The organism is Serratia sp. GW822-FHT06E05 (assembly GCF_058799445.1).
Genome location: NZ_JBXALM010000001.1, coordinates 1342358 through 1360195 on the forward strand (window position 1 = coordinate 1342358; position 17838 = coordinate 1360195).

Sequence of the window (17838 nt, forward strand, 5' to 3'; positions counted from 1 at the left end):
CAACTGCAATATAAAAAATGGGTAATCCGCAACCTGTACAGGAAATTCCTCTCATGAAGTCAATTTTTAAAGTCTCCCTGGCCGCACTTTCGCTGGCCTTTGCCGTAAGCTCCCACGCAGCAGACAAACTGGTCGTCGCCACCGATACCGCCTTCGTTCCTTTTGAATTCAAACAAGGCGATAAATACGTTGGTTTCGATATCGACCTGTGGGCCGCTATCGCCAAAGAACTGAAACTGGATTACACCCTGAAGCCTATGGATTTCAGCGGCATCATCCCGGCACTGCAAACCAAAAATATCGACCTGGCGCTGGCTGGCATCACCATTACCGAAGAACGTAAAAAAGCCATCGAATTCTCTGACGGCTACTACAAAAGCGGCCTGCTGGTGATGGTTAACGCCAACGATAACAGCATCAAGGGCATTGACGATCTGAACGGCAAAGTGGTGGCGGTGAAGAGTGGCACCGGCTCCGTGGATTACGCCAAGCAGCACATCAAAACCAAAGACCTGCGTCAGTTCCCGAACATCGATAACGCCTATATGGAACTGGGCACCAAACGCGCTGACGCGGTGCTGCACGACACGCCAAACATTCTGTATTTCATTAAAACCGCCGGCGCCGGCAAGTTCAAAACCGTTGGCGACTCGCTGGAAGCACAGCAATACGGCATCGCCTTCCCTAAAGGCAGTGACGAACTACGCGTCAAGGTGAATGGCGCGCTGAAAACGCTGCGCGACAACGGCACCTACAACGAAATCTACAAAAAATGGTTCGGTACCGAACCTAAATAACGGATGAAGTCAGTCACTGATTCACTTAAGCACAGGGGTGGTGCCTTAGCCCCTGCGCTTTGTTGTATCTGATTCCCACGTTTGGGATCACCGGGAGAAAACACCATGCAGTTCGACTGGAGCGCCATCTGGCCCGCCATCCCTATCCTGTTAGAAGGCGCCAAAATGACCCTGTGGATTTCGGTCCTCGGTCTGATTGGCGGCCTGATCATCGGCCTCGTTGCCGGTTTTGCCCGTACCTACGGCGGTTGGATTGCCAACCACATCGCCCTGGTATTCATCGAAGTTATTCGCGGCACACCTATCGTGGTGCAGGTGATGTTTATCTACTTCGCCCTGCCAATGGCGTTCAGCGATTTGCGCATCGATCCCTTTAGCGCGGCGGTGGTCACCATCATGATCAACTCCGGTGCCTACATTGCGGAAATCACTCGCGGCGCCGTATTGTCGATCCACAGCGGCTTCCGTGAAGCGGGCCTGGCGTTGGGTCTGTCGCGCCGCGAGACCATCCGTTATGTCATTATGCCACTGGCGCTGCGCCGCATGCTGCCGCCGCTGGGTAACCAGTGGATCATCAGCATTAAAGACACCTCGCTGTTTATCGTGATCGGCGTGGCGGAACTGACCCGTCAGGGCCAGGAAATTATTGCCGGCAACTTCCGCGCGCTGGAAATCTGGAGCGCCGTGGCGGTTATTTATCTGATTATTACCCTGGTGCTGAGCTTCGTGCTGCGTCGTCTGGAAAGAAGGATGAAAATCCTGTGATTGAATTTAAAAACGTCTCCAAGCACTTTGGGCAAACCCAGGTGCTACACAATATCGACCTGAAAATTAATCAGGGTGAAGTGGTGGTGATTATCGGGCCTTCCGGCTCCGGCAAATCCACGCTGCTGCGCTGCATCAACAAATTGGAAGAGATCACCAGTGGCGATCTGATCGTCGACGGTCTGAAAGCCAACGATCCCAAGGTTGACGATCGTCTGATTCGTCAGGAAGCCGGCATGGTATTCCAACAGTTTTACCTGTTCCCACACCTGACCGCACTGGAAAACGTTGCCTTCGGCCCAATCCGCGTACGCGGTTTGAAAAAGTCGGACGCGGAAAAACTGGCGCGCGAACTGCTGGCCAAAGTCGGCCTGGCGGAGCGTGCACATCACTACCCTTCCGAGCTTTCCGGCGGCCAACAGCAGCGCGTGGCCATCGCCCGTGCGCTGGCGGTAAAACCGAAAATGATGCTGTTTGATGAACCGACCTCCGCACTTGATCCGGAACTGCGCCATGAAGTGCTGAAGGTTATGCAGGATCTGGCGGAAGAAGGCATGACCATGGTGATCGTCACCCACGAAGTCGGCTTTGCCGAAAAAGTGGCTTCGCGACTGATCTTTATTGATAAAGGCCGGATTGCGGAAGACGGCAACCCGCATGACCTGATCAACCACCCGCCAAGCCCGCGCTTGCAGGAGTTCTTGCAGCACGTATCCTGATTTACCCTACCCAGCGGTGGGCCTGTTCCGGGCCCGCCGTTTCTACATGGCAATAGCACGCGTTATCACTCCCTGCGCCTCTTCATTTTCTACTATATTCTTTGTTTTTCTTAACATTTGTAATTAATCCGCCGATTTACAGAGCCCCAAGAGAGGATACATGCCCGCAACCGCATACTCCCGATTCGGTTCTCATCTGCGAGAACAGCTGTTTCCCCTGTTGCTGCTGCTGATCACTTATGCAGTTTCTCCACTGGCAACGGCGCAGCCCGCACAGGATCCCGCGCCCAGTGGCCAAACCGAGCAGCAAAAAGCCTCCTACGCGGCGCTCGCAGATATTCTGCAAGACGACAAAGCCCGTGCCGAACTGATTAACCATCTGAGACAGGCGGCGGATCAACCAGCCGCAGCGCAGCCCAAGTCAGCAACGCCCGAGCCATCAGACTCGCTGAGCGAAAGCCTGACCAGTTTGGCGCAAGACAGCCTTAGCACCCTCGACAAGAAGTTAAACTCGAGGCAAAAACTGATCGACTCTGGACCAAAACGCACTTTTCATCCGGACGTTTTTTTTCGGGCTTTGGGCTATTTTCTGCTGACGGTTGCGCTGACCTTTGCCCTCTTCCATCTGATCCGCCGGATAATCCGCCCGCTATACAAACGCATCGGCAACTGGGGACACAACGCAAAACTTCAGCATGATTCGTGGTACAAACTGCCAACGGCGATCCTCGGCGCCTTCGCTATCGATTTGCTGGTGTTGTTGCTGGCACTGACTGCCGGTAATCTGTTTGCCCGTCATGTCCACGCCGACAACGCCACCATATTGCGGCTGCAAACCCTGTTTCTTAGCGCCTTCGCGGTGATCGAGTTCTTCAAGGCGGTGCTGCGGCTGATTTTTGCACCCAATTTCGATTACCTGCGTCCTTTTGCGTTCTCCGATGCCGTCGCCCATTACTGGAATACGCGCCTTGCCTGGCTTAGTGGCCTGATCGGCTACGGCCTGATGGTGGTGGTACCGGTGGTGGCGACACAGATCAGTTACCCCGCAGCCGCCGCAGCCAATCTGGTCATCATGCTGGCACTGACGCTATACGCACTGGCGTTGATCCTGCGTAACCGCAAGCCGATACAGCTCCAGATTAACCTGTTGGCCGAACGATCGATGGCGTTCTTCAGCATCATTCTGCGCGGTTTGGGCCATGTCTGGCACCTGCTGGCGATCGCTTATTTCCTGGTGCTGTTTGTCCTGTCGCAATTTGATATTGGCAACAGCCTGAACTTTATGATGACCGCAACGGTAAAAAGCCTGGTGGTTATCGGCGTCGGGGCGTTGATCTCCGGCCAACTGACTCGCTGGATTTTCCGCCGTATTTCGCTGCCGGATGATGTCAACCGGCGCTATCCGATGCTGGAACGACGTATTAACTCCTATATTCCCAATGGGTTGAAAATATTGCGGGTGATGGTGGTACTGACGGTCACGCTGCTGCTGTTTGACGCCTGGCATCTGATCAACCTTTACCAGTGGGCAAGCAGCGAAAACGGGGAAAAAATCGTCGGCGGACTGGTACATATCCTGCTGATTCTGGTGATTGCGGTTATCAGCTGGACGCTGATGGCCAGCATTATCGAACATCGACTGGCGCTGGAGTTGAGCAACGGCATCCGCCCCAGCGCCCGTGAACGCACGCTGCTGACGCTGTTTCGTAACGTGCTGGCCATCGTTATCAGCACCATTACCATTATGATTGTTCTGTCACAGGTGGGGATTAATATTGCCCCGCTGCTGGCCGGGGCCGGGGCGTTGGGGCTGGCCATCAGTTTTGGCGCGCAAACGCTGGTAAAGGACGTGATCACCGGCGTTTTCATCCAGTTTGAGAATGGCATGAATACCGGCGAGTACGTCACCGTCAGCGGCATTACCGGTACGGTTGAGCGCATGACCATCCGGTCGATTGGCCTGCGGGACGATTACGGCGTGTATCATATCGTCCCCTTTTCTTCGATCACGACGCTGGCGAATTACGCCCGTGAATTTGGCGTGTACCGCGCCAACTACAGCGTTAGCCGTGACGAAGATATCGATCATGTCCATGAGGTACTGCATCAGGCCGTCGCCGCGTTGAAACAAGACGAACAGGTGAAGAGCTTTTTGGTGGGCGAACCGGTGTTCAACGGCGTAGTGGCGCTGGGCGATCGCTCCTTCACCACCCGGGTGACCGTACGCACCCAGGCGTTAAAGCAGTGGGTGGTGCAGTATGCCCTCGACCGCCTGGTCAAAATACACTTTGATCAAGCCGGTATCGCCATGCCGCAACAGGCCATTCAACTTTCTTATGCGCCGGACAATGGTGAACCACCCGCAGCCCAATAACGATTATTGCCCATGGCTACAAGGCTGAGCGCTAAGGAAGGCCACAACGTCTTGCAGATAGGCTTCGTCCTGCACGGAGCGAGGAGCGAACAGGCCAATCACATTTATCAGTAGTGGGTGGCGTGTAAACAGCGGTTTTAACATCATATGATCGGCATCTTCAATACGGGTTACCGTCAACAGATCCGCAGGAATATTGTGTCTGTAAATACGCTCGGTTTCATCGACGTCGACATTAAGATCGCGCCCACCGACGATCAGATGCACCGGCGTTTTGAAGCTGCGTAACCCCTCCGTCGCGTCGCTGATCATATTGGCGCGAATAAACTGCCAGCGATCGACGCTGATTGTCGCTGAATCGCCAAACTCTTTACGGTACTGTGTATAGCCGTCAGGCTGACGGAGCAGTGACAACAAACGCTGGTCCTGCCGCTCACGAGCCTTAATCTGCGCTTGCGTTTTTCCCGCAGCCATCATTTCCGCCCGGGTGTTATAGTCCCCTTGACGAAGCCAGTTAATCGCCGGCGCCACTGCCAACGTGAAGGCGATATCCGGCCGTTGAGCGGCAACACTCGGCATGACCCATCCCGCCTGGCTGGCCCCCCACAACCCGATGCATAGCGAATTAAAACGTCCGTCTTTTCTTGCCCAGTCGATAATATCGACCGTTTCCTTAGACCGGTCGCTCATGGTTTGATGCAGCCAGTTGCCGGATGAGCCGCCAACCCCCGCTTTGTCGAAGGCCAAAACGGCGTATCCTTGTTCAGCCAGGGTTTCCCAGAGGCTGTAGTAACCTTCATCCCGGTCTGCATTGGCCGGGCCGTCACCATGAATAAGCACAATGACGCCCGGTTTATCCACGGTTTCTTTCGGCAATACCAACGTGCCAGTAAGCCGATTGCCGCCCGCATTCAACGCAATAGGTTCGGCGACAAATTGATAATCGTTGGCGTAGATGATCCACCCCAGCATCATCAGGATCAGGGCCAACAAGCAAACCGCTGTTTTTTTCATCGCTTATCCCCGATAGGTTTTTCCAAGAACAACCAATGGGGCTGGCGGAACAGCAACCACAGCAAGAGATATTTCCTGACGGCCTTGCGCCTGAAACCGCACTGCTGATACAGCCGCAAAGCACCGACATTTTGCTGGCTTACATGCAGACGCAGCCATAGGTTCGGTCGGTAGGTCACGGCGTAGCGCGTTATCCATTCCAGTAATTTTTTCCCCAAGCCCCTGCCACGCTGTTTTTCATCCACCGCCAGATAAGAAAGATACAGTTCATCGGACGCAGGCTGATGTTGCAGCAGCGCAATTTGCAGATACATACGCCAGAAATTCAGCACGCCATAGCAGCGGCACAAACGCATTACCGGTAGCGCCCGTTCCCGCAAAATCACATTTCCCAACTGGCTGACAGATTTCAACCCGAATGCGGCCACCACCTGGCCTGCATGCCTAACGACAAAACTGTGCTCCTGGCTATCGCTCTGTTTCCAGACCCACAACCGGTAAAATAGCCGCCATTGCTGACGTTCGCTTAAGCCGCATGGGTGTTGAAATTTGTCGCTAAAGGCGAAAAGATCAGTGCAGCGGTTTGCAAACGACAAGATTCACGATATGGCTCTACCTCAAACATCCCCGACCTCCGCTATTACCGGCCAAAGATCAACTGCTCCAGCAGTTGGTTTGGCGGTACTCTTGTCGGTTCCCGGGACGGGAAAATCGTCTGCCGCCAGGCTTGGCTTTCAACAACATCCAGGATTAATTGAGCAAGTTCGTGAGGGTTTAACGACGCTTCGATGTCGCCACTTTGCTGGGCCAGTACCACAGTCTGCTTTAACGCCGCCACCAGTTGTTGCTGATTGACGCTGAATTTCTCAGCCAGTACTGGATTTCGCGCGACTTCAGCCACTATTTCCGCCGACAGTTGTACATTGCCCGGGGACGAGACGAAATCATAATAGGCGCTGATAAAATCGGATAACGCCTGCTTAGGTCGCTCATGCTCAGCGAGCAACGGGGTAGCAAAATCGGCAAAAAACCGATGCTCCAAAAACGCAATTTCGTCGATCAGCGCTTCCTTACCGGCAAAGTGGTTGTAAAGGTTTCCCACGCTGACCCCAGCCGCAAGCGCAATATCCCGCATACTGGTCTGGTGGAACCCTTTGTGAGTAAAGCTATGCAACGCAGCTTCAACGATTTTGTCGCGATTATCCATTAATACTGCCCCGGCATAAGGAGGCGGCTGTCGCCGCCGAATAAAATGAACGAACGTTCATTCATATTCTAGCCTGGCCTAACGGATGTCAAGCCGATGCACTTAAACGGAAGGTCAACAATCCAGGGAGTGACAGAACGGCAAAAACGCCAACCCTGTTTGCCAGGGTCGGCGTGCGGGGCATCAGTGCGTTACCGCAATGGATGTTTTAAATAAGCTGAATGCTATTCGTATTCCAGATTAAAGGTTGCCGACGCGCTAAAAGAACCGCGACCAATACTTTTCGTCGCGATCGCGGCTTGCTCCGCTTTGACATATGCCTTAAGCATAATCACATTACTACCCGCCAGTATCGGGTACTTCTTGGTCTCGTGGGATAAAAGCACCGGGACGCCTTCGTCCGTCTCAATACCGATCCCCACGCCAGAGGCCATACTCCCCGAATCCAGGGCCAATAAGCCTGGCAGTTTTGGGTTCTCGGTACCGCTGAACGTCATCCTCACCGTATTACCCAGGCTAAGGTCACAGTCACTGAGACGTAACTCAAATTGTTGACCATGGGTACGTCCGTTCAGATACAGATATTTATCGATTACCGTTCCAAAATCCAACTGAATGTCGGCGTCCGCAGGTAATATCACGCAAGGTTCAGCTACCAGAGTGCCGTGCAACTTCAAATTGTCAGCGGCCTGTATCGGTAGGCTGAACATCAGCGACAGTCCCCATAATCCCCCTTTCCCTAGACGACAAAATCGCGCTCGTTTCATGTTCATCCCCTCTTTGCCGGCACGTCACCCTTTAGGTGGTCAAAGTCCCCTATGCTCCAGCCAGTACTCGATATCAATAACAGACAGGCATTAAAAACACGTAAATCTCGCATCAGTCGTAGTTCAGTTTAAAGTTGATCTGCGACCAAAAGGCCCCAGCACTCAGGGCTGCACGGGTTCGCTCCAGCATGATCTGATAGACCAGTTGATCCTGGCCCGGCGTCAGCAGCAAGGGCGTTCCGCGCTGCCCTAAAACCACTTCCCGACCGGTACTGTCCAGCAGTCGCAGCCCTACCCCTTCAGCGCCGCTGACCTGCACCAGTTGGGGATTATCGTCGTCCGCCGGTGCCACAAAGTACACCGTCGCCGAGGGTTGCTCGGCGCTCCATTTTCGCGTCGCTGTTCGTTCATCTACATTGCGAGACCCACTAGACAGACAGTCCAACAGTTTGAACGTTACCGTCACCGGCGTACCACGTGCGCCAATATGCTGGAATCGACCGGTTCCTACCTCACCCAGCGAAATATCCTGCCACGCTGACGTCATATCTAACCGGCAGGCACTCTCCGTCAATGCACCGCGGACATGCAGGACGCCGACATTACCGTCGTTACCCCACTGTTTTTCCGCGTCGGCGGCGGTAGCGGCGGGCAAAAGAACACTGTTCTGCCCACCAGCCAGCACCAAAATCAGGGCGCAACCGCATCTCCGTCTCCACGCAGGGCGCTGCCGCTTACAAAAGCTATCCTGATACGTTTGCAGTATCCTTTTATACCATTGCATGTCTTGCTCCTTGAGCCGCAGGGTACCTCTGAGTCCATGATTAACCGTTTTTTAGCGACTTAGCCTGGCAGGTACTGCCCGCACAGGTAAACTGGAGCTGTGGTCGCCCACCATAGTCGTTTATATAGGTCAGTACCGGGTTGCTACCCAGTGCCTCTGCGTTCAGATTCAACATGCCTTCGCTTTTCGGCGCCAACATCAGCGGTTCAAAACCCTTCAGAGGCAATCCCTTTGGGCTATTACTGCCGTCTACGATAGTGACGAAGTACGGCGTCGGATTGATCAGTTTGTACTTGTTCCCAACCTTGCTCAGCGTTAATGCTTCCTGAGCCGGTGACGCCGAGGCCGCCGGCTGAATCGCCTGGGGCCGGTAAAACAGTTTGATGCGCGTTTGTAATGCGATTTGCAGCGTGTTCGGTTTCTCACTGCGCGGAGGAATTTCGCGCAAATTAAAATAGAACAGTGATTCGCGATCCTGAGGTAACGTACTCAGCGCCGGCAAGCCCTGTACCTTCACCTGACTCTTGGCGCCGGGCTCGATGCGCTGCACCGGTGGCAACACCGTCAACGGGCTGGTGATTTTGTTGCCCTTTTCATCCTCAATCCATCCCTGTGCCAGATAGGGCAATTGCTTGTTCTCGTTACTGACGTTCAAACTCACTGACTTCTCACTACCGTCAAAAATCACCCGGGTTCGATCCAGCGCAATAGCGGCGTAAGCAGACTGAACTCCCAGTGAGCAACACAAGGTGCTCGCGACAAGGAAGGCGTTCATTTTCATTTTCATTGATTTATTTCCATCTTATTGATTCGTCTGGTTGCATTATTTAGCACTGCCCGGCAGGTGACATGGCAGCAGCAGATTAGTCGTCCCGGTATTCGGCAGCACCGCCGGCAATTCCAGTACGCACTGCAATTTGTCATCCCAGTGAACCGTCATGATCTCACCGGCGTTGATACCGCTGAGGTAAACGCTGCCGTCGTCGCTGACAATTCCAACGTTCTGTTTCTTGCTATTTAGCACCGTCGCACCGAACGCCGGTGTGCTGCCGTCCGCCAGGCGAAGTACTGCCATGGCTTTCTCGCCAGAAACCACGTCAAAGCGTCGGTAGCCGATAGCGCCCTCGGTCAGGGTTGCCTGCACCACCGATTTGCTCGCTTCTGCGTTATCCGGCATGGTATTGAGATCAATGCTCATCTTGTTGCGGTTGTAGCTGCTGACATCCGACACCACCAGCTTGCCCCAGTGGTTACTCAGCGCAGTTGCACCGTAACCACGAACCGGAATTCCGGCCACGCCGTCGGTATCTATCAACACCCGAGTCCCCCCCATTATGCCGGTACGGTGCAGTGCAGCCCCGTTGGCGGTAGCGGTCGCCCCCCCCTGGAAGGTAACCCCAAGTGACGAGTAGCTGCCCGCCTGGTAACTGGCGTTGGCGCTCACCTGGGCCAAATCGCCTTGGTGGTTGAAGTAACCACTGCTGGTGGCGCCGGTGTTAGAGCCGCCCGCACTGAGCTGGTAGCTGTCGCGTTCATTCAGGCGATCGTAATAACTGGCTTGCTGTGAATTACCATTGCGATCGACGCTGCCGTTATAACTGAGGGTGCCGCTGTTGCCCCAAGGAACTGACAGCGACAGATACATGCCGTCGTCGTTAACGCCGTTATAAGCATTGCGATATCCGGTCAAAGACAGGTTCAGGTTTTTGACACGCCCCATATCGAAGTATCGCGACAAGCTCAGGCTGTAACGGTCGTTATCCGACTGATTCCAATAAGTCTGGTGGCTATAGTTCAGGTAGGTGCTAAAACCCAGATCTTGGAATTGCTTATTAAAGGAGACGGTATACATCTCCTTGCTACTTTGTGAGCGGGTACCGTAAGTGCGATAGTCCAGGTATTCGCTCATACTCATATAGTTCTGTTCCGAAAACCGATAGCCAGCAAAGGTCACCTGACTGTTGTACTCATCAAACCGTTTCGAATAACTCAGGCGATAAGAGCGCCCACTCAGCATCTCATTGCTCTGCGGCAAGCTGGCCCGTGACTGAGTGACATCAAATGAGAGCGCACCAAACATCAGTAAATCCCGACCGATACCCGCCGCCAGCGCGTTGTACTCACCACCGGCTACGCCACCGCCATACAGAGACCAGCCGTTATTGATACCCCAGGAAAATTCGCCGGTGGCAAATACCGGGCCATTGGTATTGTGCTGCCAATCGGTTGGTCGCCCCATGGCCACTTTGTAACGCACCTGTCCAGGACGGGTCAGATAGGGAATGCTGGCGGTATCCATCTTGAATTGCTGTACCGTGCCGTCTTGTTCTTCCACACGCACATCCAGTTGACCGGATACGGCATCGTTCAGATCCTGAATTCGAAACGGGCCTGCGGCGACCTGGGTTTCATACAGTACTCGGCCTTGCTGGCTCACCACGACTTTGGCATTAGTGCGAGCAACACCGGTCACTTCGGGTGCGTAACCACGCAGGTTTGGCGGCAACATGTTGTCATCGGTCGTCAGACTGGCGCCGGCAAATCGGAAGCTGTCGAAGATATCGGAGCTAAGGTAGTTTTCTCCCAGCATCAGCCTGGCACCCAGGCGGGAAATGGCTCGGTAAGCGTAGTAGCGACTCCAATCCCAACTTTTGTCGCTAGGCGTACCGGAACCCGTTTGGTGCTGATAGCGACTCTGCCAGTCGGCACGCAAACGCCATGGCCCCAGATTGGCCCCGACAACGCCGTTACCGCTTAGGTTATAACCTTGTGTACCGGCTTTTTCCTGCCGCTGAGTTTGGGCGTTAACGTTGTAGTCAAACAGCAGTCCCGGAATGCCCTCATCCCAGCGTGACGGTGGATCCCAGTTCGCTGCGGTATATTCCAGATACGCCTGCGGGATGCTCACATATAACGCACCGGCGGCAATATCGCCCTTGGTCGTCATGCCTTTCAGGCTACTCACCGTCAGACATTCTCCCTGATGCCACCAGGTCAGCCCGTTTTTAGCACTCGGTTGCAGGCCTAATTGTTCAACCAATTGTGGACTCAGGCACGCTTCGCTGCCCTTGGGATCGTTGTCTGGGGGATAAAACGGAATATCTTGCTCTGGCAGTTCCTGCTTATTGAGATGTACCGCCATACTGTAATTTCCTGGCATAATAAATCCGCCACGGGAAAACTGCCCAAGATCAATATTAGCGCGGTCTTTCACATCCAATACATCAGTGTTGAATTGAATGTCATCGGCCCAAGCGATATTCGTTACGCCGCTGAGCAAAGAAGTGATTAACATTCCCAATAAACGTGGGCGAGAGGGGAACGCCACAAAATGAGATAAGGTCATAATCCATAGGCCTTTTAATTATCCGTTAAGTGTTATCATCATTATTTTTAATAAAACCCTGCCCTCCCGTCTGAACAGGATTGAATGACCGCCACCCCTCTTCATATAAATATCGCCAAGATGTGATCAGTAATAATCCATTTTAAAACGCACGGTGGAGAAGTAATCTCCAGGTTTTAATATCTTTTTATTACTTACCAGCCGCAGAGTGTAATTCAGATACCTATCACCGGGGGTTATTCCGATTGCAGGCATAGGAACGCCGGGAATGGCAATATGGCCGCGCTCATCAGCAATTTGTAACGCAACGCCCTTGGCTTCCCCTTCCAGATTAAAACCACCGGTGTCCGCGACACCATCAAAGGTGATTTGGAAGTTCTGCCAATTAGGCTGTTTAGGATCTAAACGCACTAACGTGCAATTCACCAACTTAACCACAAATAAACGCATGCTCCCCACGCCATCACGGCTGATTTGGCTAACAGGCATAGTTGCCATAGTGATAGTTTGATCGCGGCTGGATGTATCGATAGCACAAGCGGTTTCAAGAATAGCGCCCTGCATCGTGACGCGCCCCCATCCCTGCGGAGTAGCAAGACAGACATTACAAGCTGTCAGCCCTGCCACCAGCAATGTCAAAGCGGCTCTTGCTTGTAGTGACATAGGTTCGTTCCAGAAGCAGAGTTTGAGCAAAAAGCATGCGGACAAACCCGCATGCTTACTCTGAAACGACTGACTTACAGGTAAGCCAAGGTGAAATCAGCAATCCCCGTAAAGTCACCCGGTACCACATCAATAGTTGCACCAGCTGCGGTTTTACCATCCCCTTTCAGATAAGCAGAGAAGCTCAGGGTATTTTTCCCATCCTGAATGCCCTGAGCATCCGTTGCTTTACCCAGCTCAATCGCTGCGCCCTTACCATCGGTGATAACGATGCTGGCGCCTTTAGCCGTGCCGGTAATGCCCAAACCGTTCACACCCTTGGCGCCAGTAAAGGTGGTAGTCACTGTCTTGGCGGTACTCAGAGTGCAATTTTCCAGACGGATCTCAAAATTCTTGGGTGAAGAAGAGCCGCCGTCTTTCAGCGCCACGTTGGAAATCTGGCCCAGTTGCACGGTTTGGTCGATGCTGTCCGGGTCGATAGAGCATGGAGCATCAATGATGGAGCCTTTGAAGGTCACTTTGCCGTGACCGGCATCCACAGCGTTAGCGGCAAAAGAAGAAACACCCATTGCCATAACGGCGGCCAGCATAATTTTGTTCAATTTCATTTTTAATCCTTAAAAATAATGCGTTAACGATTTCCAATAATGACCGACATCCTGAGAGCGGGAAGACATAGCCTCAGTTGGCCATTAGTATTTTCAGCACCGAGCTGGACATCATCGTTCTTGCGAAATAGACATCCCTCTGCCAAAAGGCGTACGCGCTCATTCCGTTGAATAGGCGATAAATTTAATTTTTACTGGCGTAATCACATCACTAACAGGCAGTTTACATCGCCTGACCTAGTCCATAATCATATGAAAAACATACAGATAATTAATCTAAAACTCAGAGTTTATTTTAGCCTTCGCACTGTTGATACGGAGAAGTATGACAAAACATGTTCATAGTTAAAAATAAAATTTCCAACATGATTTAATTACGCCAGATTTATCCACTCTTGTATTACAAAGAAAGGTTTCACGATCTTTATGCCTAAAAAACCCAGCTTTTCACAAAAAAAAACCAAATGTCAAAGCATGGCGTTATTTTATATCTTAAAATAATATTTTTTCGATATAATGCTGCAATTGTCGTAACACATAGGTCCCACACCAAACCGGGAAAGGCAGTACAAATCCCGTTATGTAAAGCACATCACACACCTATTTTTTTGTGATGAATAATAGGGAGCAGCCAGTTATTCTTTGCTGAAGAGAGGGAAACCAAAGCATGAAATCCAGTGAAACAGAAAAGAAGAAAATAATAAAAAAACAGCTCATGAAATCTTTATATGAGCTCTGCGCAGTCAAGTGCATCTCACCGGAAACACCGCCGGAGAAATGGCTGAGCACTCGAGAAGTGGCCGATCAATGTCAATTGGGTATTTATCAGGCCCGCTATTTCTTATTACAACTGGCAGAAGAGAATTTAGTGGTAACGACGTCAGGATCTGTGAATAACGCATTAAGATGGCGAATAACGGATCATTCATGTTACCCGGCCAGCGAGTAGCCAATAATAAACCGGCCCCTATTGAAAAGAAGAGACGCTAACCGACACCCAGGTTAGCGCCTATTGGCCTCAGTGGGTTGTTTCCTCCTGCTTGACCGTAGTAAACGTCTGCATCAGTTTGACCACATCCTGCATACCTATATTCACCCGATTAATCACTTCACCGGCATCGTGCGTCAAGGTTACGCCACCGCCAGCCTGTTCCACACAGACCGCCATGCCGGCTATGGCCGCCGCCACTCCCTGCTGAATAGATTTGGTGATACGTTCAATTTCAGTCGCCGCCTGGCGAGACTGTTCCGCCAGAGTACGTACTTCATTAGCGACAACGGCAAATCCGCGCCCATGCTCACCCGCATGCGCTGCCTCAATCGAGGCATTAATCGCCAACAGGTTGGTTTGAGAGGCGATTTTACGGATTGCCTCCACCATAGTGCCTATCTGCTGTGAACCAATGCCCAGCTCACTGACCACCGCGGAAGTATCGCGCGCGGCCGCTTCAACCTGTTGCATGCCTGCGACCGCCTGCTGGACGATCACGGCCCCTTGTGCAGCGGTCCGGTCAGTATCCAGTGATAAATGGTGGGCATTACGCACCATTTCCTCTTCGTGCTGCTGTTGGATCATCTGCCGGGTGATATCTTGAGCAATTTTCACCACTTTGACCACTTGCCCATCATCATCAAGAATCGGGTTGTAGCTGGCCTCCAGCCATACCCGCTCTCCGCGTCGGTTCACCCGTTCAAAACGCCCGGTGATAAACTCGCCGCGTGCGAGACGCCGCCAATGCTGGCGGTAATCGTCAGAATGGGAAAACTCAGGTGGGCAGAGCACCGCATGCGCTTGTCCCCGCGCCTCCTCAATTCGGTAGCCCATCAATTTCAGCATATTGTCGTTGGCGGCAAGGATCTTGCCCTGCGCGTCAAAGGTGATCATTGCCATCGAACGGTTTAGCGCCGACAGCAGGCTCTGATGCTCCTGCGCCTGGGTGATGCGCTCCGTCACAACGCTGGCGATCTTGACGATCTCCACCACCCGCCCCTGTTTATTCATCACCGGGGTATAGGTGCCCTGCAGCCACACGGCCTCGCCGTCTTTGCGAATGCGTTTTATATTATCGGTAATGGGCTTGCCGTTATTTAACATATCCCAGTGTTTGCGATATGCCGGGCTGACGACATATTCCGGGGAACAAAAGAGGCGGTGATGCTGGCCGATAACTTCCTGTCGTTGAAATCCCATCGTTTTTAGAAATAAATCGTTAGCGCGCAGCACGGTGCCATCGGGTTTAAATACGATCATGGCAACGGCATTTTCTATCGCGCTCAACTCGGCACGGCTGTGGGTGTTTAACTGACTGAATTGTAACAGCATAGGGTTAAAATCCTTCTGGCAGATGATTTAGCAGACAAATGCTTTTCATTTTATTTTTTCTGCACGCCGCGCCCACACGCAGACGTGCATCACCCTGAGAAACAGGCAGGCCTCATTCTCCTGGCAGATAAAACTCACCGGATTAAAATATCAATTAAGTAAGGTAACTATTGTGTTTTGAATAAATAACTTATTTAAGATTTTTAGTATTGGACGACGTATTGAGAATAACGCAACATGCGGAAATTGAAAGGGAAACGCGAAGATTTATAGGTGCCGGTCAAATAACCGGCACCCAGGGGAAATTAACGCCAGCGTTCTGCCGCCCAGGCAGCCTGCTGTTCCGCGTCGTGGAAGGTCCAGGCTACAAAACGGCTGATCTTTTGCCCCTGCGCCATCTCAATGGTGCGCACTTCGGCGGCGCCGGCTAGCTTCAACGCGTGGTAAATCGATGGCAAAGTGGTATTTTTGGAGATAAGCGAGGTGAACCACAGGCAGTTTTGCGCCTTACTCACGCTTTCCTCTACCATTTTACGCACGAAGGCTTCTTCGCCGCCTTCGCACCACAGCTCGTTATTTTTGCCGCCAAAGTTCTGTACCGGCTTATCCGCCACCTCACCCTTGCCCAGCTTATGCAGTTTGCGGCGGGTACTGGCCTGCGCTTCCTGCTCTGAACCGTGGAACGGTGGGTTACACAACGTGGCGTCGAACTTCTCCGCCACGCCAATGATGCCGTTAAAGATAAACTCAGGCTGTTTTTGCAAACGTAAACGTACGCTGTTTCTCAGTGTCGGGTTCATCTCGACAATCATTTTGGCCGAATTGAGCGACACCGGGTCGATCTCTGAACCGGTAAAGCGCCAGCCATATTCACGCAGGCCGACGATCGGGTAAATGCAGTTAGCGCCAATGCCTACGTCGAGGATCGCCACGCCTTTACCACGCGGTATCTCGCCGCCGTTGCTGGTCGCCAACAAGTCGGCCAGGTGGTGCAAATAGTCGGCGCGCCCTGGGATCGGCGGACACAGATAATCGGCGGGAATATCCCAATGTTCGATACCATAAAAATGTTGCAGCAACGCACGGTTGAGCATTTTAACCGCCGCCGGATCGGCAAAATCTACCGAAATATCGCCCCAGGCATTCGGCTTGACGAACGGCTCCAGCGCAGGGCAACTGGCGATCAGCGCCGGGAAATCATAGCGCGAGCGATGACGGTTACGCGGGTGCAGGCCGCTTTTCTGCTGCGGGAAGGTTTTCTTTTTTTCCACCGTGACGGGCTCTCTTAAAGGTATTTCTGGCGCGTAAGATACCATAAAGCAGCGGCAAACTTGCAGCCGACGGGAAACCCGTCAGAATAAAAGTTCTGTTTAGCCACCCCAGGTCACTTATGAGCAGTCAGTCCCGATATTACTACGAACCCGCGACAGGCCATGGTCTGCCGCACGATCCCCTGAACGCCATCATCGGCCCACGCCCCATCGGGTGGATCTCATCGGTCAGCGCGAGCGGCCAGCGCAATCTGGCCCCCTACAGCTTTTTCAACTGCTTCAACTACCGCCCGCCGATCATCGGTTTCGCCAGCAGCGGTTGGAAAGACAGCGTGGCAAACATCGTCGAAACCGGGGAGTTTGTCTGGAATCTGGCGACGCGCCCGCTGGCCGATGCCATGAACAACAGCTCGGCCAGCCTGGCCCGCGGTGAAGATGAATTTGCCTTTGCCGGCGTGACACCGCTGCCCAGCCGTCGGGTGAAAGCGGAAAGGGTGTCTGAAAGCCCGGTGAACTTTGAATGCCGCCTGTCACAGTGCATTCAGTTGCAAAGCGCCGCCGGGGAAAAGGTAGATACCTGGCTGGTACTGGGAGAAGTGGTCGCGGTACATATCGATTCGTCACTGCTGGACCAACACGGCGTTTATCAGACCGCTGCTGCCGAACCTATCCTGCGCGCCGGCGGGCCGACGGCCTACTATGGCATCTCGGAGCAACACCGTTTCGATCTGGTTCGCCCGGATGCGCAAAAACGATAATAAACGGCCCTTTCCTCCTCTGGAGGGAGGGCTTAATTAATAATCAAATAAACTGAACGATATTATCAATACTCTCCGATTTCATCCTTCCTGTCGCTGCGCAATAATCACTCCATCGAAAGGCAAGCGCCTTTCTCCCTTAAAAACCAGACAGGAATGACCATCATGAAAAACATCAAAACTTTTGCTGCTGCTATCGCTCTGAGCGCCGTCTCTTTCACTTCTTTTGCTGCCGACTACGTCAGCGCACAAGATGCCACACAGTTTGAGAAGGCCGGTGTGATCTCTGCCAGTGGCGCGACCGACCTGAGCAGCCTGAAAGCGCAACTGTCCGCCAAAGCCGATGCGGCCGGTGCCAAAGCTTTCACCATTACCTCCGCTGGCGGCAACAACCTGATGCACGGCACCGCGGTAATCTACAAGTAATTAACGGATTACAATG

At 52.8% G+C, this 17838-nt stretch carries 18 protein-coding genes; 7 read left to right on the forward strand and 11 right to left on the reverse strand.

Annotation, left to right across the window (positions count from 1 at the left end):
* Positions 1-53 precede the first annotated feature (53 nt).
* The 4 genes from glnH to ybiO all read left to right on the forward strand — a co-directional run bounded on the left by glnH (position 54) and on the right by ybiO (position 4655).
* Positions 54-797, forward strand: a complete 744-nt coding sequence (gene glnH / locus AC1RKC_RS06300) for a glutamine ABC transporter substrate-binding protein GlnH (protein WP_046374121.1) — start codon at positions 54-56, stop codon at positions 795-797.
* A 105-nt stretch (positions 798-902) separates the two neighbouring features.
* Positions 903-1562 carry a glutamine ABC transporter permease GlnP gene (glnP, locus tag AC1RKC_RS06305; protein WP_020825914.1) on the forward strand — a complete coding sequence of 220 codons (660 nt, stop codon included), beginning with the start codon at positions 903-905 and terminating at the stop codon, positions 1560-1562.
* Positions 1559-2281 (forward strand): glutamine ABC transporter ATP-binding protein GlnQ, encoded by a 723-nt coding sequence (gene glnQ / locus AC1RKC_RS06310; protein WP_020825913.1) that lies wholly within the window; start codon positions 1559-1561, stop codon positions 2279-2281. The genes glnP and glnQ overlap by 4 nt, the downstream gene beginning before the upstream one ends.
* A 160-nt stretch (positions 2282-2441) precedes the next feature.
* A complete protein-coding gene (gene ybiO, locus AC1RKC_RS06315; RefSeq protein ID WP_493091839.1) occupies positions 2442-4655 on the forward strand; it encodes a mechanosensitive channel protein in 2214 nt (737 codons plus the stop codon).
* 3 nt (positions 4656-4658) lie between these two features.
* Here the strand turns inward: ybiO and AC1RKC_RS06320 are convergent, their stop codons facing one another.
* From AC1RKC_RS06320 to AC1RKC_RS06360, 9 genes are all read right to left on the reverse strand, one after another.
* A complete protein-coding gene (locus AC1RKC_RS06320; protein ID WP_493091838.1) occupies positions 4659-5669 on the reverse strand; it encodes an alpha/beta hydrolase family protein in 1011 nt (336 codons plus the stop codon).
* Complete coding sequence (locus tag AC1RKC_RS06325; RefSeq protein WP_493137952.1) at positions 5666-6265, reverse strand: GNAT family N-acetyltransferase; 600 nt, start codon at positions 6263-6265, stop codon at positions 5666-5668. The genes AC1RKC_RS06320 and AC1RKC_RS06325 overlap by 4 nt, the downstream gene beginning before the upstream one ends.
* Before the next feature lie 44 nt (positions 6266-6309).
* Positions 6310-6876, reverse strand: coding sequence for a TetR/AcrR family transcriptional regulator (locus tag AC1RKC_RS06330; protein WP_493091836.1), 567 nt, complete (start codon positions 6874-6876; stop codon positions 6310-6312).
* A 224-nt stretch (positions 6877-7100) separates the two neighbouring features.
* Positions 7101-7643, reverse strand: a complete 543-nt coding sequence (locus AC1RKC_RS06335; protein ID WP_373977062.1) for a fimbrial protein — start codon at positions 7641-7643, stop codon at positions 7101-7103.
* A 112-nt stretch (positions 7644-7755) separates the two neighbouring features.
* On the reverse strand, positions 7756-8298 hold the full coding sequence (locus AC1RKC_RS06340) for a fimbrial protein (RefSeq protein WP_158499685.1): 543 nt from the start codon (positions 8296-8298) through the stop codon (positions 7756-7758).
* Between the two features lie 169 nt (positions 8299-8467).
* The gene (locus tag AC1RKC_RS06345) at positions 8468-9208 is read right to left on the reverse strand and encodes a fimbria/pilus periplasmic chaperone (protein ID WP_115061082.1); all 741 of its coding nucleotides are present in this window, start codon (positions 9206-9208) and stop codon (positions 8468-8470) included.
* 42 nt (positions 9209-9250) lie between these two features.
* Positions 9251-11773, reverse strand: coding sequence for an outer membrane usher protein (locus AC1RKC_RS06350; protein WP_488764502.1), 2523 nt, complete (start codon positions 11771-11773; stop codon positions 9251-9253).
* Between the two features lie 126 nt (positions 11774-11899).
* Complete coding sequence (locus tag AC1RKC_RS06355) at positions 11900-12436, reverse strand: fimbrial protein (protein ID WP_261286570.1); 537 nt, start codon at positions 12434-12436, stop codon at positions 11900-11902.
* Between the two features lie 74 nt (positions 12437-12510).
* Complete coding sequence (locus AC1RKC_RS06360; protein WP_020825903.1) at positions 12511-13044, reverse strand: fimbrial protein; 534 nt, start codon at positions 13042-13044, stop codon at positions 12511-12513.
* A 667-nt stretch (positions 13045-13711) separates the two neighbouring features.
* Here AC1RKC_RS06360 and AC1RKC_RS06365 point away from each other — a divergent pair.
* Positions 13712-13993: a FaeA/PapI family transcriptional regulator gene (locus tag AC1RKC_RS06365; protein WP_071888871.1), complete on the forward strand. Its 282-nt coding sequence runs from the start codon at positions 13712-13714 to the stop codon at positions 13991-13993.
* Between the two features lie 69 nt (positions 13994-14062).
* Here AC1RKC_RS06365 and AC1RKC_RS06370 read toward each other — a convergent pair whose 3' ends face one another.
* Both AC1RKC_RS06370 and rlmF read right to left on the reverse strand, forming a co-directional pair.
* Positions 14063-15367 (reverse strand): methyl-accepting chemotaxis protein, encoded by a 1305-nt coding sequence (locus AC1RKC_RS06370; RefSeq protein ID WP_493091832.1) that lies wholly within the window; start codon positions 15365-15367, stop codon positions 14063-14065.
* Positions 15368-15672: 305 nt separating this feature from the next.
* A complete protein-coding gene (gene rlmF, locus AC1RKC_RS06375; protein ID WP_020825901.1) occupies positions 15673-16638 on the reverse strand; it encodes a 23S rRNA (adenine(1618)-N(6))-methyltransferase RlmF in 966 nt (321 codons plus the stop codon).
* Between the two features lie 119 nt (positions 16639-16757).
* On the opposite strand from rlmF, the gene AC1RKC_RS06380 reads away from it, so the two are divergent.
* Both AC1RKC_RS06380 and bhsA read left to right on the forward strand, forming a co-directional pair.
* Positions 16758-17396 (forward strand): flavin reductase family protein, encoded by a 639-nt coding sequence (locus tag AC1RKC_RS06380; RefSeq protein ID WP_256813884.1) that lies wholly within the window; start codon positions 16758-16760, stop codon positions 17394-17396.
* Between the two features lie 165 nt (positions 17397-17561).
* Positions 17562-17822 (forward strand): multiple stress resistance protein BhsA, encoded by a 261-nt coding sequence (gene bhsA, locus AC1RKC_RS06385; RefSeq protein ID WP_020825899.1) that lies wholly within the window; start codon positions 17562-17564, stop codon positions 17820-17822.
* Positions 17823-17838: the final 16 nt, after the last annotated feature.

Bases quoted from the DNA above. Each gene is read 5' to 3' on its own strand.
- glnH (WP_046374121.1), top strand. From the start codon at position 54: ATGAAGTCAATTTTTAAAGTCTCCCTGGCCGCACTTTCGCTGGCCTTT.
- glnP (WP_020825914.1), top strand. From the start codon at position 903: ATGCAGTTCGACTGGAGCGCCATCTGGCCCGCCATCCCTATCCTGTTA.
- ybiO (WP_493091839.1), top strand. From the start codon at position 2,442: ATGCCCGCAACCGCATACTCCCGATTCGGTTCTCATCTGCGAGAACAG.
- AC1RKC_RS06320 (WP_493091838.1), bottom strand. From the start codon at position 5,669: ATGAAAAAAACAGCGGTTTGCTTGTTGGCCCTGATCCTGATGATGCTG.
- AC1RKC_RS06330 (WP_493091836.1), bottom strand. From the start codon at position 6,876: ATGGATAATCGCGACAAAATCGTTGAAGCTGCGTTGCATAGCTTTACT.
- AC1RKC_RS06335 (WP_373977062.1), bottom strand. From the start codon at position 7,643: ATGAAACGAGCGCGATTTTGTCGTCTAGGGAAAGGGGGATTATGGGGA.
- AC1RKC_RS06345 (WP_115061082.1), bottom strand. From the start codon at position 9,208: ATGAAAATGAACGCCTTCCTTGTCGCGAGCACCTTGTGTTGCTCACTG.
- AC1RKC_RS06350 (WP_488764502.1), bottom strand. From the start codon at position 11,773: ATGACCTTATCTCATTTTGTGGCGTTCCCCTCTCGCCCACGTTTATTG.
- AC1RKC_RS06355 (WP_261286570.1), bottom strand. From the start codon at position 12,436: ATGTCACTACAAGCAAGAGCCGCTTTGACATTGCTGGTGGCAGGGCTG.
- AC1RKC_RS06360 (WP_020825903.1), bottom strand. From the start codon at position 13,044: ATGAAATTGAACAAAATTATGCTGGCCGCCGTTATGGCAATGGGTGTT.
- AC1RKC_RS06365 (WP_071888871.1), top strand. From the start codon at position 13,712: ATGAAATCCAGTGAAACAGAAAAGAAGAAAATAATAAAAAAACAGCTC.
- AC1RKC_RS06370 (WP_493091832.1), bottom strand. From the start codon at position 15,367: ATGCTGTTACAATTCAGTCAGTTAAACACCCACAGCCGTGCCGAGTTG.
- AC1RKC_RS06380 (WP_256813884.1), top strand. From the start codon at position 16,758: ATGAGCAGTCAGTCCCGATATTACTACGAACCCGCGACAGGCCATGGT.
- bhsA (WP_020825899.1), top strand. From the start codon at position 17,562: ATGAAAAACATCAAAACTTTTGCTGCTGCTATCGCTCTGAGCGCCGTC.